We start from the raw sequence: 14,201 nt of genomic DNA, 5'->3' as shown, positions 1-14,201 counted from the left end.
ATTACGGCGCCAGCGGACGGCCGGTGCGGCGATCGAGGCAGCGCAGGGTGTTCGGTTCCCAGTACGCATTAACGTTGTAGCTTTTTTCGCAGGCGTCGCGGGTATCAAAGGCCCGGTCTGCCTTGTCGAACTCTTTCTCCACGCGGGTATTCACCTTATTACGCAGGTTGCGCGTATCGTTCCACTGCTCTTTGCTCTGACGCGCCGCCTCGTTGCTGGCCGCGTTGTTGCCATCTTCAATAATCAGGCGATCCGTCTTAGCGACAGCCAGCGGCGCAGTCAGCAATACGCTGGCGGTGAGCGTAGTAGCCAGCAGGGCGGAAAACATTTTTTTCATCGTCATTTCCTTTCGTTAACTCCAGCACAGCGCGCAGGGCGGCTGTCACAACACTGTCTGCCAGTATATCATCGCTGCTTCTTTGCTCACCAGCGGTGAGCGGTTTGTTTAACGATCAGAGAGACTTTGTATGCTGGTGAAAACCGCGCTGCTGTTTTTTATCACTGCGATTGCCGAGATCACAGGCTGTTTTCTGCCGTGGCTGTGGCTGAAGCGCGGCATGAGCGCCTGGCTATTGTTACCGGCCGCAGCCAGCCTGGCGCTGTTTGTCTGGCTGCTAACCCTGCATCCGGCAGCCAGCGGTCGGGTTTATGCGGCTTATGGCGGCGTGTATGTGTTAACGGCGCTGATCTGGCTGCGGCTGGTCGATGGCGTCAAACTGAGTGCGTGGGATTGGGTCGGTGCGCTGGTGGCGTTCAGCGGCATGCTGATTATCGTTATCGGCTGGGGCAAGGCCTGAACCGGGCGCGCGTGGCGACCCGACGGGCCGCCACGCGCAGCTTGCTTATCCTTTAAACACTTTCAGTCCGGCGGTGGTTTGCGTCACCGGCATGATTTCCAGCGTGTTGATGTTGACGTGCTTCGGCAGCGTGGTCACCCAATAGACCGCTTCCGTCACGTCTTCCGCCGTCAGCGCGGTGGTGCCTTCATACACCGCATCCGCGCGGCCATCGTCACCTTTGAAGCGCACGTTCGAAAACTCGGTACCGCCCACCAGGCCAGGCTCGATATCGGTGACGCGCAGCGCGGTGCCGTGCAGGTCGGTGCGCAGGTTGAGGCTGAACTGGCGCACAAACGCCTTGGTTGCCCCGTACACGTTGCCGCCGGCGTACGGCCAACTGCCGGCTATCGAGCCAATGTTGACGATGTGACCGACGTTGCGCTCTACCATGGCAGGCAGCACGGCGCGCGTCATATACACCAGCCCTTTGTTGTTGGTGTCGATCATATTTTCCCAGTCTTCAACACTGGCTTTATGCGCCGGTTCGACGCCCAGCGCCAGCCCGGCATTGTTAACCAGCACATCGATATCACGCCATTCGGCGGGCAGGGCGGCGATGGCTTCTTCGATAGCCGCGCGGTTACGCACATCCAGCTGCACGGTGTACAGGTTGTCGCCCAGTTCCTGTTTTAATTCCTGCAAACGCTCAGCACGGCGTCCGCTGGCGATCACTTTGTGACCTGTAGCAATGAAGCGGCGGGTGATACTTTGACCAAAACCGGCGGTCGCACCGGTAACAAAAATAATCATCTCACTGTTCCTTATACGATTTCAGGTTCTCTGCCACACCTTAGCATTAACCCCGCAGCGGCGCTCATGAAAAGCGTGAGCGGCGTGTTGCAGAATCTTTCCTGCACGTTTGCGGTGCAGCCCTGCACCATGAGCGTGCCCGATCAGGCTCATTTTCCCGGCGTCAAACGCCAGCGCAATGCGCAAGGGCAATACCACGGACAGGCAATCGATTACGCATACGATTGCCTGCAATTTTTGCGACGATAGTCGCGCTGAAACTGTGTATTTATCTGAATTTAAAGTGATTATCGGGTTCGCTTGCCTGGCATGCGGTTTGCAATATCTTTGCTATATCTATCTGAAACCTGCATTACACCCTGAAGGAAGCGTCATGTCTGACTCTGTTGTAACCCGCCTGCGCGCCAGTTTTTTTGATTTCCCCGCGCTGGCTGACAAGCCCGATGGCCTCACCGACCAGGCACGCTACCTCGAAGACGGTCTGCTGACGCTGCGCGACGGCAAAGTGGTGAGTCTGGAGCGCTGGCAGCCGGCACATCAACACCTGGAATCAACGCAGGTGATCGATCTGCGCGGCAAGCTGATCCTGCCGGGGTTTGTGGATACCCATATTCACTATCCGCAGACCGAAATGATCGGCGCGTTCGGTGAACAGCTGCTGGAGTGGCTCAATCAGTACACTTTTCCGGTCGAGAGCCAGTACCACTGTGCGGCGCACGCGGCGCGCATGTCAGCGTTTTTCCTGCAACAGCTGCTCGCCAATGGCACCACGACTGCGCTGGTGTTTGGTACGGTGCATCCGCAATCGGTAGATGCGCTGTTCAGCGCCGCCGAACAGCTGGAGATGCGGCTGATTGCCGGCAAGGTAATGATGGACCGCCACGCACCGCCGGAACTGACCGAAACGCCGGCGCAAAGTTATCAGCAGACGCGTGAGCTGATTCAGCGCTGGCACCAGCGCGGGCGTCTCGGTTATGCGCTGACGCCGCGCTTTGCGCCGACCTCATCGCCGCAGCTGCTGGAAAAAGTGCAGCAGCTGAAAAACGAGTTTCCCGACACCTGGCTGCATACCCATCTCAGCGAAAATCAGCAGGAGATCGCCTGGGTAAAAACGCTGTTTCCCGCCCATGATGGCTATCTTGATGTGTATCACCAGCATCAGCTCACCGGCAAACGCAGCGTATTTGCTCACTGCCTGCATCTTGAGGATCGCGAATGGCAGTGCCTGCACGACACCGACTCGGCGATGGCCTTCTGTCCGACCTCCAACCTGTTCCTCGGCAGCGGACTGTTCAATCTTAAACGCCGCTGGCAGCAGCGCGTGCGCATGGGCATGGGCACCGATGTCGGCGCCGGCACCACCTTCAATATGCTGCAGACGCTGGGTGAAGCCTATAAGGTGGGGCAGCTGCAGCAGTACAAACTCAGTGCCGCAGAAGCGATTTATCACGCCACGCTGGGCGGCGCCCATGCGCTGGATCTTGATGACAAAATCGGCAACTTCAACCCCGGTAAAGAGGCAGATTTTGTGGTGATCGATCCTGCCGTATCACCGCTGCAGCAGCTGCGCATGGCCAACAGCGACGATATCCATCAGCGTTTGTTTGTCCTGATGACGCTGGGTGATGACCGTAACATCGCGCAAACCTGGGTCAACGGTAAGTGCGTGTGGCAGCGCGAAAGCCATACGCACGCGCAAGGTTGTTGCCAGGCGACGAAACTGCCAGGATAAAAGCATCCCGCCGCAGGTGGCTGCGGCGTTGCTGATTATCAGGAGCGATAATGACTTCACGTGCCAATCCGTTTTTTAACGTCAGCCCGTTGCCGTACCAGACACCGCCGTTTGATCTGATCGACGAAGCGCATTTCCTGCCGGCGCTGGAAGCCGGAATCGCCGAAAAGCGCCAGGAAGTGGCGGCCATCGCCAGCAACCCCGAGCCGGCAACCTTTGCTAATACCTATGAAGCGCTGGAGCGCAGCGGTAGCCTGCTAAATCGCGTGTACCCCGTTTTTGCCGCGATGACCTCAGCCAATACCAGCGAGCGGCTCCAGCAGGTTGACGAGCTGATCACCCCGCAGCTGACGGCGCTCAATGACGAAATCTACCTTAACCCGGCGCTGTTTGCGCGGCTCGACAGCGTGTATCAGCAGCGCGGTTCGCAGTGCCCGGATGCCGAAGCGATGCGTCTGGTGGAAGTCACCTGGCAGCGCTTTCAGCTGGCCGGCGCCAGCCTGAGTGAGAGCGATAAAGCGCAACTGCGCGCCTGTAATCAGGAGCTGGCCAGTCTGGGCACGCGTTTCGGTAACCGGCTGCTGGCGGCAACTAACGCCGCCGCTTATACCGTCAGCAGCGCGGCGGCGCTGGACGGCCTGTCGCCGGCGGCGCTGGCACAGGCGAAGGACGCCGCCGGGGCGCGCGGGCTGCACGATGCATGGCTAATCCCTCTGCAAAATACCACCCAGCAGCCGGTGCTGCAGTCGCTGACGGTGCGCGCCACGCGCGAAGCGCTGTTTCAGCAGGCGCTGACGCGCAGCGAGCAGGGTGACGACAACGACACGCGCGCCATCGTCTCGCGTATGGCGCAACTGCGTGCGCAGCAGGCCAGTCTGCTGGGCTTCGATAGCTTCGCAGCATGGAGCCTGCAGGATCAGATGGCGAAAACGCCGGAAGCCGCCCAGTCCTTTATGCGCAACATCGTGCCCGCCGCGACGGCGCGCGCCGGGCGTGAAGCGGCGGATATTCAGCAGCTGATCGCCGATCAAAACCACAGCTTCCCGCTGCGCGCCTGGGACTGGAATTACTACGCTGAGCAGGTACGCACCGCGCAATACGCGCTGGACGAAGGGCAAATCCGCCCCTATTTTGAGCTCAACACTGTACTGGAAAAGGGCGTGTTCTGGTGTGCCAGCCAGCTGTATGGCATTCGATTTGAACAGCGCCACGATCTGCCGGTCTACCATCCGGACGTCAACGTTTATGAGATTTTCGATGCCGACGGTGCACCGTTAGCGCTGTTCTACACCGATTTCTTCACGCGGGATAACAAGAGCGGTGGCGCATGGATGGGCAATTTCGTCGACCAGTCGACGCTGCTGGAAGGCCGGCCGGTGATTTACAACGTCTGCAATTACAGCAAGCCGCAGCCCGGTCAGCCGGCACTGCTCAGCTGGGATGAGGTGATCACGCTGTTCCATGAGTTTGGCCACACGCTGCACGGCCTGTTCGCCACCCAGCGCTATGCCAGCCTGTCCGGCACCGCCACACCGCGTGATTTTGTCGAGTTTCCGTCGCAAATCAACGAACACTGGGCCAGTCAGGATCAGGTGTTTTCCCACTATGCGCGTCATTATCAGACCGGTGAAGCGATGCCCGCTGCGCTGCGCGACAAAATGGTGCGCGCCGCGAAATTCAACAAAGGCTATGACATGACCGAACTGCTGGCGGCGGCACTGCTTGATTTGCAGTGGCACTCGCTGTCACCGCACGATAATCCGCAGGATGTCAGCCATTTTGAGCAGCAGGCGCTGGCGGCGGAGAATATTGCTCTGAGTGCCGTGCCGCCGCGCTATCGCTCCAGCTACTTCCGTCATATCTGGGGTGGCGGCTATGCGGCCGGGTATTACGCCTATATCTGGACGCAGATGCTGGCCGACGATGGTTATCAGGCGTTTGTCGAGCGGGGCGGTCTGACGCGGGAAAATGGTCAGCGCTTCCGTGAGCAGATTCTGTCGCGCGGTAACAGCAGCGATCTGCAGCATCTGTGGCTGGCCTGGCGCGGTAAAGCGCCGGACATCGGGCCGATGCTGAAACACCGCGGCCTCGACGAGGCGTAACGCGCCGTAACCGAAGGGCCAGCCAGCGGTGCAGCTGGCTGGCCTGCACGCTTATCCCAGCGGACCGCCTTCAATGGTGTCACACATGCCGGCCAGCACGCGCTCGCCGGTTTCCTCTTTCAGTCCGGCATACCATTCCGCGGTGACCGCCGCATCTTTGGCGTGGGTGACATCACAACGCTTGCGCGCTTTCAGCACCAAATCACGGGTGCGCTCGACGCGGCGCGCTTCATAGCGCAGCAGCCCGTCCTCAATGCCCAGCGAGTGGGCGGTCAGGGTTTGCGCCAGTACCACCGCATCTTCCATGGCCGCACAGCCGCCCTGACCGATATCCGGCGTGGTGCTGTGTGCCGCATCCCCCAGCAGCGCCACACGTCCTCTGACAAAGCGGCTGAAGGGTTCGATATCATGAATCTCCACGCGATTGGTGGTTTGTGCGTCAATGCTGGCGATCAGCCGCTGAACCGGCTCGGCCCAGCCGGCAAAATAGCCGCGCAGATCGTCTTTCACCGTTGCGCGATCCTGCGCCAGCCCTTTTGGCAGCGGGACATCAAAGAAAAAGTAGAAGCGGTTACCGCTCACCGGCATCAGCGAGACGCGCTTGCCCTCGCCGACAAACGTGGTCCACTGATCGGCGGGCGCGATGCTCTCATCGATGGTGACCAGGCCATTCCAGTTAACGTAGCCTGCGTAGCGGCGCTCGACGTGTTCGCCCAGCACGTGATGGCGAATCACCGAGTGGGTGCCGTCGGCGGCCACCATAAAATCCCCTTCAGCCTGGCTGCCGTCATCAAACCAGGCGGTCACGCCGCTGGCATGCTGCTCCACCCGTTCAACGCGTTTGCCAAAGCGGATGCGTTCGCGGCCGTAGCTGTCGATCAGCAGCGCCTGTAACTCTGCGCGTGCGACCGGATAAGGGTATTCGCCAACCTGCTGCACCAGCGGTGACAAACTGAAGCGGGTCAGGGTGCTGCCGCTGTGGCCATCGTTGTAAGCCATAAACGCCATATTGCCGCCGAGCGCGCGCAGCTGTGCCTTGAGACCCAGCGCATTGAGACACTTCACGCCGTTAGGCCAGATAGAGATGGCCGCGCCGACCGGTTTCATCTCTTTCACCGCTTCATATACCGCGGTGCTGAAACCCGCTTTTTCCAGCGCCAGCGCCGCGCTCATGCCGCCGATGCCCGCTCCAATCACAATCGCTTTCATTACCGTCTCCTTTACTGTGCACCCTAAGCCCTGCAACTTTTGTACCATTTTGCAGGGTCAGGGTGATAGTGGGTTAAAGTGTTGAAAATAATGATTTATGTTCTGGCTGGGTCAGGCGCTGCTTCAGTAATGGGCGCAGAGTCTGCACCTTAACAGGGCATCATCAGGCGGAAGGTGAACCAAAGGTTTCACGCTGGCAATCATCCGGCCAGCGTTCATACTCTCTACATCCATCCTGCGAGGACTGAATGATGAAGTGGATAATGATGTTATGGCTGCTGGGCTGCCTGAGCGCAGGGGCGCAAACGCCGTGGCAGCCGGAGAGAAAAGGGGATTTGCCGCAGCTCACGCCGGTAGCAGCGAAGTGTGATGTCTCTTCCTGTCAGCAGAATTGTTATGTGCAGCAATCGCAGTGCAAGAATGACAACGGCGGCGGCTGTGGCTCGCTGGCGCAGATTTGCGTACAAAACTGTGCCAGCCAGTGCCGCTAGAGCGTTTACGGATCGTCTTTGATACGGCGATCGATGGCGAAGGGTGCGGAGGTCGCTGTGGCAATCAGCGCGGCCGCGCCCGGATGATCGGGGTTAAACAGCGCATTATCTTCGCCGGTGAGGATGCTGGGTACCGTCATCAGCAGGGGAAAGCCGTTGTGCGGATTGAGAAACGCCGCGCCGATGGCCTGCGTCTCCTCCTGCTGCTGATATTTTTCCCAGCCGGCCGGCAGTTTACTGCTGTCGAGGGCGATGATGTCGGACTCCGGTACCGCCACGGTAAACACCACAAAGCGGCTTTGCTCCAGCAGCGTTTTCCCGGCGTGCACCACCAGTTCCAGCGTCGCCAGCGCTTTAGAGCTGCTGAGGTAAACCGCTTTCATCCCGGGCGGATTCCAGCGGCCACCCCATTTTTCTGCGCCAGCGCCGTTAAACGCCTGGCTGGCGTACTCCGCTTTGACAATTCGATAGAACACCCTGACGGGTGCGGCCGGATCCTTCCGTCGTGTCATCAGACAATCACTCCGTGCTCCAGGCGGCCAATCAGCGTCAGCACCGCATCGCAGCCGGCGGGCGTACTGAGCATGTTAATCGGCTGCGCGTTGTCGAGCGCCAGCGCGGGCTGATACATCCAGTGCATCGCCACTTCCGGATCGCCAGCGAACAGCTGAATCACCGCATCCAGCACTTCAAACACCTGATAGATGCGTGCGCCCTGTTCGACCGAAAGCTGCGATCCGGACTTCTCGCGGCGCCGGTAGGTGTTGCGGTCAATCGAGACCATTTGCGCGATGTCGATCGGCGTCGCTTTCAGAATCGTGGCGGCGCGTTCGACAATGCCGACATCCATGCCGTCGGTGATCAACTTATGCGCCTTAAGCCGGTTACGCGGCAGCCCCATCTGATCCATAAAAGAGGGGCGGGCGTGCTGAATCAGCGACGGATCAAAGATGCGCGATCCGCTGGTGGGATTAAAAGCCGATGCGGTGGACATCACAACCTCCTGATGATGTTCATGTGAACATTTTTATGCATCAAGTGTACAGCATTTGCCCGCCGGTGTCATGGTTTGTTCACGCCGCACCGCCATTAACTGGCGGTGCGCCAGATGTCGCTCATCGCCAGTTCAAGTTTTTTAAACAGCCGGTAGCGGGTGTCATGGAACGCGAAGCGCGCCGCGCGGGGCTGCAGCGCCTCCGGCGCAAGGGTAACCGCCTGCTGCACGGCGGCAGCCAGATTCGGCCACTGACCCACGCCCACGCCCGCACACAGCGCGGCACCCAGCGCCCCGGTTTCGTGGCAGGTTGCGACGCGAATCGGCATCCCCAGTACGTCGGCAAACATTTGCGGCCAGACACTGCTGCGCGTCGCGCCGCCGGAGAGCGTGGCCTGGTTGACCGTAATGCCGGCCGCGCGCAGCCGGTCAATGTGCGCCCGGTGGGCAAAGGTCACGCCTTCAAACAGGGCAAACAGCATGTCAGCGCGCGTATGCCAGCCGCCGAGGCCGTAAAAGCCGGCTTTGGCGGGTTCGGCTTTCCGCCCTGAATAGAGGTAAGGGTGATACAGCGGCAGCTGCGCGTCAGGCCTGACCTGTGCCACGCTGTCGCTGCTGCGCGCCGCGCCCTGGCCGGCGCGGCCATCATCAAATTCACGCAGGAACCAGTCAAGATTGGCGGCAGAAGTGGCGCTGGCCTCGATCGCCATGTAGCGGTCGCGTTCGATGATCGAATTCATAAACACCGGGCGCAGATAGTCAGGTTTGTCGACCACCACCTGATTGATGCTCCAGGTACCGGCGACAATGGAGGCCTCACCGCAGTTCACTACGCCCGAGCCGACCGCGCTGGCAACCACGTCAAACATGCCGGCCACCACCGGGATGCCGGCCGGTAAACCGGTGAGCTGTGCCGTCCGGGCCGAGACCACGCCGGTAACCTCGCAGGATTCACGCAGCGGTGGTAGCAGGGCGAGCGCCTCTTCAATGCCATATAACGCCAGCAATTCACGACTGTAGCTGCGCTGGCGATAATCAATCAGCCCGGCACCGGCGGCATCCGAATAGTCCGCGCTGACGTTGCCGCACAGAAAATGGGCGATGACATCTTTGGCACACAGCAGATGGCCGATCTGCGCCCAGCGTTCCGGCTGATGCTGACGTATCCAGCCGATCAGCACCGGTGTTGCGGCGGGCCACGGTTTTTGCAACGACAGCGCGTAAATCTGCTGCGCCGCACCGCTGGATTCCAGCGCCTGTACCGTGGCGCTGGCGCGATGATCAATCGACTGGATGCCAAACAGCGGGCGCTGCTGACGATCCAGCGCATACAACCCGTTGCCGTGTCCGGCGGCCCCGACGGCAATCACTTCGCTGCCGCGCGTGCCGGCTTGCTGCAGGCAGCGACTTACCGCGCTGCTGACGCCGCGCCAGATATCTTCAACTGGCCGTTCAGCATAGCCTTCCTGCGGCTGATGCGTTTCGCCGGCGCACTCCGCTACCGACAGCACGCGGCCACTCAGGTCAAACAGTACCGCTTTGATCATGGTGTTTCCGGCATCGATGCCGAGAATCTGGCTCATATCCGACTCCGTTTCAGGCGAAGACGGCGCACCGCTTAAGCGCCGGTGCAGGTCACGCTTAACCCTGCTGGTAGATGTCCAGCGCATCCGCGCCGCTGACACCCTGATGAATAATCGCCATCAGCGCGCTGACCACGCGTGACGGATTATCATGTTGATAAACGTTGCGGCCATACACCATGCCGCTGGCACCCTGCGCCATCAGCGCGGCGCTTTTCGCCAGCACCGCGCCCAGTTCCCCTTTGCCGCCGCCGCGCACCAGCGTCGGACAGCGCGCCGCCTCCACCACGCGATGGAAATCCTCTACGTTGTCCGTGGGGTCGGCTTTAATGATGTCGGCACCCAGCTCCCGCGCCAGCCGCACCAGCGGCACGATTTGTCTGACGTCACCGAGCGAGCCGTACGCCGCGCCCTGGCCGGCGGGGGCCATCACCAGCGGCTCCACCATCAGCGGCATGGCATAGCGATCGCAGGCCTGGCGCAGGCGGCCAATGTTCTCCACGCACATGCGAAAAATGCCCGGTTCATCCGGGATCTGGTAGAGATTGACCACCACCGCGGCGGCATCCATCTGCAGCGCGGCAAGAATCGGTGCCTCCGGATTGTGCAGCACCGCCCACATCTCGCGGTGGCGCGCCGCGTTATAGGCATTGCCGACGTCGGTGCGCATCACCAGCGCCGGTTTGCGTCCGGCAACGCGCTGCAGCAGATCGGCCTGACCATAATTGACCTGGATCGCATCCGGCTGTGCGGCAATCAGGTTGCGCATCACGCTTTCAATATCTTCCAGCCCCAGCAGAAAATCGGGCTCGTTGGCGATGCCGTGATCGATCGCCACATCCAGGCACTTGCCGTGGTGAAATAACCGGTTGAGGCGAACTTTAGGGGTGAGTGACATCCTGAACTTCCTCCTGTGAAAACGCGGATGCGAGCGCGTGCAGCCCATGGCGCTGCGCCAGGCTGATTGCGGTGTGCTGCAGATGTTCAGCGCGCTGACTGTCCTGCCAGCCGAGCGAGTCGGCCAGCAGCTGCGAAATTTCCTGCATGAGCGGCGGCGTTAATTCACCGCAGATAGCCAGTGACGTGCGGCGCACCAGCACATCTTCCAGCTGGCACACCTGTTCATGCTCAATCAGATAGCGCAGTTCGGTGGCGCTGTAACCGGCATGATGCTGCAGCGGCTGTTCGCCGTGCTGCTGAATCTGCTGCAGCAGCGGCAGGGCCCGGCTGCCGTAGCGTTTCGCCAGTTGCGTCACGCGTGCCAGCGGAAGGTCATAGTGCTGCGCCAGCGCACTGAGCCAGGCGGGCTGGGCGGACGGCGCCGGAAAATCCCGGCCGCCGCCAATCGGCAGGTCGCTGCTGGAGACGCGACGCTTTTCTCCCAGCAGGCGCAACACGCGGTCGGCGGCCTCTTCCCCGAAGCGGCGGAAGGTGGTCCATTTACCGCCGACCAGACACAGCGTGCTCCAGGCACGCGCGTGGTCAGGCGGCAGCAGCACCAGCGAATGGTTACGTGAAATCTGGCCATTCACTTTGGCCTCGCTGGCCGGCAGCGGGCGCACGCCGCAGAAGGTGTAAACCACTGCGGAAGCTGGCACCACAATGTCAGGAAATACAAAGCGCAGCGACTCAAGAATGTAAGCCTGCTCTTCGGCTTCGCACACCACGCCCTCAGGGTCATCAACGCGGATATCGGTGGAGCCCACCAGCACTTTGCCGAACCAGGGAAACATGATGCACACCCGGCCTTCCTGATTTTCGAAATAGACCATTTCACCGTCCAGCATCTGTAACAGCTGGGGATGATCGAGGATCAGATGCGACCCTTTGGTGCCGCCTATCAGTCTGGTCGGCTGCGAATGCACGGCCAGCTGCTGATTCAGCTGGTCGATCCACGCGCCGCCGGCATTCACCAGCACGTGCGGCTGCAGGCTAAAGCGCTCACCGCTCAGCGTATCTTCCAGCAGCACCGTCTCGTCGCTGGCGCTGACCACCCGCAGATAATTGAGCGCCAGCGCCTCCGGGCAGGCGCGTTCCGCATCTTCAATCAGCTCAAACCCGAGTCGCTCCGGCGCGCTGATCCACGCATCGTAGTAGCTGGCGCTGTATTTCACCCAGGGCGCGAAGCCAGGCCAGCGATCGCGCGTGGCGGCTTCGTTACGCAGCTGGTGGCGCGGCATAGCGCCGTACTGTCGCGTGTAGAGGTCGTACAGGCTCAGACCGGTTTTGATCAGCAGCGCGCCGCGCCGGGTGGGCTTATCACTCAGGCGCAGGAAACGTCGCGTGGCGTTAACCAGTCCACCGCCGAGATTATCGATCGGTACGGTGGTGCGCAGCGGAAACACATAGTGCGCGGCGTTTTTCAGCAGGCGATCGCGCTCCATCACCGACTCCTTCACCAGGCCAAACTCGCCGGTCTCCAGATAGCGCAGGCCGCCGTGAATCATGCGCGACAGCGCGCCGCTGGCCGCCTGGCACCAGTCACCTTTCTCCACCAGCACCGCAGGAATGCCCTGTAATGCCAGCTCACGAAAAGTACTGATGCCGTTGATGCCGCCGCCGACGATCAGCACCGGCAGCGAACTGCGCGCGCGCAGGCGGCTAAGCCGTTGTTCGCGGGTCAAAACCTGTTCCATTGTCAGCTCCTTGCGATGAACGCTTACTTGTCAAAGGTATAGGAGCGGGCGCAGCAAACGGCAAATCAGGTCATAAAGGATGTGATTTTGTTCACTACCAATGAGAATTGTCGGGAAGCCTGGCGGGGGTAACGATATACTGCCGGTCAGACATCATGGTTAACCTGCAGGAAAAGGAATTTTCATGTTTTCATGGGCCCGATTAAGCGCACTCGCGCTGCTGGTCAGCGGCAGTGCGCTGGCAACGACATCACCAGACAGCATCATCAAACCGCTGATGCAGCAGTATCAAATCCCCGGTATGGCGGTGGCGATTCTGCACGACGGCAAAACCGAATTTTATAACTACGGCGTGGCATCGAAAGAGAGCGGACAGCCGATCAACGAGCAGACGCTGTTTGAAATCGGCTCGCTGAGTAAAACGTTTACCGCCACCTTAGCCAGCTATGCGGCGCAGCAGAACAAACTGAATTTCAGCGACGCGGCCAGCCAGTGGCTGCCGGAACTGAAAGGCAGCGCTTTTGATCGCGTCTCGCTGCTGAATCTGGCGACGCACACCAGCGGCACGCCGCTGTTCGTACCGGATGATGTGACCAATACCCGCGAGCTGATGCACTGGTACAAACAGTGGCAGCCAGAGGCCCAGCCGGGCACGGTGCGGGTTTATTCCAACCTCGGTATCGGTATGCTCGGCATGATTGCGGCTAAGAGTCTGCACCAGCCGTTCATCAGTGCGATGGAAAAGCAGCTGCTGCCGGCGATGGGCATGACGCACAGCTATGTGCAGGTGCCTGCATCGCAGATGGGGCGCTACGCCCAGGGTTATAACAAGCAGGATCGCCCGGTGCGGGTCACGCCAGGCCCGCTGGATGCGGAATCCTATGGCCTGAAATCCACCTCTGCCGATCTGATTCGCTGGCTGGCCATTCAGCTGCAGCAACAGCCGGTCGCGCCCGCATGGCAACAGGCGGTGGCCGCGACGCATCAGGGCTATTATCACACCGAGGCCGCTTTTACTCAGGCGATGATGTGGGAATATTACCCGCTGCCGGTCACTACGCAGCAACTGGTGGACGGCAACAGCGGCGCGCGCATCATGAAGGGCATGAAAGCCACGCGGATTACGCCGCCGCAGGCTGCGCCGCAGCAGGCGTGGTACAACAAAACCGGCTCCACCAACGGATACGCCACCTATGCGGTCTTTATTCCGTCGCAGCGGGTTGCGCTGATTATGCTGGCAAATAAGTGGTTCCCGAATGACGATCGGGTGGTGGCTGCGGAAAAAATCATCAGCAACATCGGGAAGGACGAATGATAACCATCAGAGCGCTGCGCGCCGAAGATTTCATGCCGTGGCTGGCGCTGTGGCAGGGCTATCAGCGCTTTTATCAGACTACCATTGACGATAACACCACCGGCGAGAGCTTTCGCCGCTTGCTGTCCCGCGCGGAACCCATGCACTGTCTGGTGGCCGAGCAGGACGGCGCGATGGTCGGGCTGGTGCATTTTCTTACCCATCGCTCAACCTGGACTCAGGGCGACTACTGCTATTTGCAGGACCTCTACGTCAGCGAAGCCGCGCGCGGTCTGGGTGCCGGCAAGGCGCTGATTCTGGCGGTCTATGAACAGGCAGAGAAGCTCGGCTGTTCACGCGTTTACTGGCTGACGCAGGCGTCTAATAGCCACGCGCGGGCGCTGTACGATCGGCTGGCGCAACAAACCGACTTTGTGCAGTACCGTCATTTATTCGATCAGCCGTAATTTTCCCGGGCTGCCATGGAGGGCGGCCCCCGCGTGCCTGATCAAGGCGCGCTTGCGTTATTCATCCCACCGTTTCGCTCCATGATCCCTTTCAAGCGAAAATC

The 14,201-nt window shown here is 60.4% G+C and carries 15 protein-coding genes; 7 read left to right on the top strand and 8 right to left on the bottom strand.

From position 1 onward, the window contains the following. Position 1: 1 nt before the first annotated feature. On the bottom strand, positions 2-337 hold the full coding sequence (locus F3I21_RS01745; protein ID WP_150058086.1) for a DUF1283 family protein: 336 nt from the start codon (positions 335-337) through the stop codon (positions 2-4). Between the two features lie 133 nt (positions 338-470). Between F3I21_RS01745 and F3I21_RS01740 the strand changes: the two genes are divergently transcribed. Further along, positions 471-797: a YnfA family protein gene (locus tag F3I21_RS01740; protein ID WP_031279118.1), complete on the top strand. Its 327-nt coding sequence runs from the start codon at positions 471-473 to the stop codon at positions 795-797. Between the two features lie 45 nt (positions 798-842). Here the strand turns inward: F3I21_RS01740 and ydfG are convergent, their stop codons facing one another. Then, positions 843-1,589, bottom strand: a complete 747-nt coding sequence (gene ydfG, locus F3I21_RS01735; RefSeq protein ID WP_010618462.1) for a bifunctional NADP-dependent 3-hydroxy acid dehydrogenase/3-hydroxypropionate dehydrogenase YdfG — start codon at positions 1,587-1,589, stop codon at positions 843-845. Positions 1,590-1,655: 66 nt separating this feature from the next. On the opposite strand from ydfG, the gene F3I21_RS01730 reads away from it, so the two are divergent. From F3I21_RS01730 to dcp, 3 genes are all read left to right on the top strand, one after another. Further along, positions 1,656-1,838: a hypothetical protein gene (locus F3I21_RS01730; protein WP_150058084.1), complete on the top strand. Its 183-nt coding sequence runs from the start codon at positions 1,656-1,658 to the stop codon at positions 1,836-1,838. Between the two features lie 124 nt (positions 1,839-1,962). Continuing rightward, positions 1,963-3,321 (top strand): guanine deaminase, encoded by a 1,359-nt coding sequence (guaD, locus tag F3I21_RS01725; protein WP_150058082.1) that lies wholly within the window; start codon positions 1,963-1,965, stop codon positions 3,319-3,321. 50 nt (positions 3,322-3,371) lie between these two features. Further along, complete coding sequence (gene dcp, locus F3I21_RS01720; protein WP_150058080.1) at positions 3,372-5,423, top strand: peptidyl-dipeptidase Dcp; 2,052 nt, start codon at positions 3,372-3,374, stop codon at positions 5,421-5,423. A gap of 51 nt (positions 5,424-5,474) precedes the next feature. On the opposite strand, the gene hpxO is transcribed toward dcp, so the two are convergent. Beyond that, positions 5,475-6,632: an FAD-dependent urate hydroxylase HpxO gene (gene hpxO, locus F3I21_RS01715; protein ID WP_021506065.1), complete on the bottom strand. Its 1,158-nt coding sequence runs from the start codon at positions 6,630-6,632 to the stop codon at positions 5,475-5,477. Positions 6,633-6,880: 248 nt separating this feature from the next. On the opposite strand from hpxO, the gene F3I21_RS01710 reads away from it, so the two are divergent. Continuing rightward, positions 6,881-7,123, top strand: a complete 243-nt coding sequence (locus F3I21_RS01710) for a hypothetical protein (protein WP_370515530.1) — start codon at positions 6,881-6,883, stop codon at positions 7,121-7,123. A gap of 5 nt (positions 7,124-7,128) precedes the next feature. Here F3I21_RS01710 and F3I21_RS01705 read toward each other — a convergent pair whose 3' ends face one another. The 5 genes from F3I21_RS01705 to F3I21_RS01685 all read right to left on the bottom strand — a co-directional run bounded on the left by F3I21_RS01705 (position 7,129) and on the right by F3I21_RS01685 (position 12,336). Next, positions 7,129-7,635, bottom strand: coding sequence for an RES family NAD+ phosphorylase (locus tag F3I21_RS01705; RefSeq protein WP_150058078.1), 507 nt, complete (start codon positions 7,633-7,635; stop codon positions 7,129-7,131). Beyond that, positions 7,635-8,117 carry an antitoxin Xre/MbcA/ParS toxin-binding domain-containing protein gene (locus tag F3I21_RS01700; RefSeq protein ID WP_021506062.1) on the bottom strand — a complete coding sequence of 161 codons (483 nt, stop codon included), beginning with the start codon at positions 8,115-8,117 and terminating at the stop codon, positions 7,635-7,637. The genes F3I21_RS01705 and F3I21_RS01700 overlap by 1 nt, the downstream gene beginning before the upstream one ends. A 95-nt stretch (positions 8,118-8,212) precedes the next feature. After that, a complete protein-coding gene (locus F3I21_RS01695) occupies positions 8,213-9,700 on the bottom strand; it encodes an FGGY-family carbohydrate kinase (RefSeq protein ID WP_150058076.1) in 1,488 nt (495 codons plus the stop codon). Between the two features lie 58 nt (positions 9,701-9,758). Beyond that, positions 9,759-10,598, bottom strand: a complete 840-nt coding sequence (locus F3I21_RS01690; RefSeq protein WP_058769789.1) for a class I fructose-bisphosphate aldolase — start codon at positions 10,596-10,598, stop codon at positions 9,759-9,761. Beyond that, positions 10,582-12,336 (bottom strand): glycerol-3-phosphate dehydrogenase/oxidase, encoded by a 1,755-nt coding sequence (locus F3I21_RS01685; protein ID WP_150058074.1) that lies wholly within the window; start codon positions 12,334-12,336, stop codon positions 10,582-10,584. The genes F3I21_RS01690 and F3I21_RS01685 overlap by 17 nt, the downstream gene beginning before the upstream one ends. A 184-nt stretch (positions 12,337-12,520) precedes the next feature. On the opposite strand from F3I21_RS01685, the gene ampC reads away from it, so the two are divergent. Together ampC and F3I21_RS01675 are read left to right on the top strand one after the other, a co-directional pair. Then, on the top strand, positions 12,521-13,651 hold the full coding sequence (gene ampC, locus F3I21_RS01680; protein WP_150058072.1) for a class C beta-lactamase: 1,131 nt from the start codon (positions 12,521-12,523) through the stop codon (positions 13,649-13,651). Next, entirely contained in the window at positions 13,648-14,097 is a 450-nt protein-coding gene (locus tag F3I21_RS01675; protein WP_021506057.1) for a GNAT family N-acetyltransferase, read from the top strand. The genes ampC and F3I21_RS01675 overlap by 4 nt, the downstream gene beginning before the upstream one ends. Positions 14,098-14,201 lie beyond the last annotated feature (104 nt).

The sequence above is a fragment of the Pantoea sp. B_9 genome (genome assembly GCF_008632015.1).
Classification (GTDB): Bacteria; Pseudomonadota; Gammaproteobacteria; order Enterobacterales; family Enterobacteriaceae; genus Pantoea; species Pantoea dispersa.
Note: the sequence above shows the minus strand (reverse complement) of the source record. Positions and strands in the feature narration are given on the sequence as shown.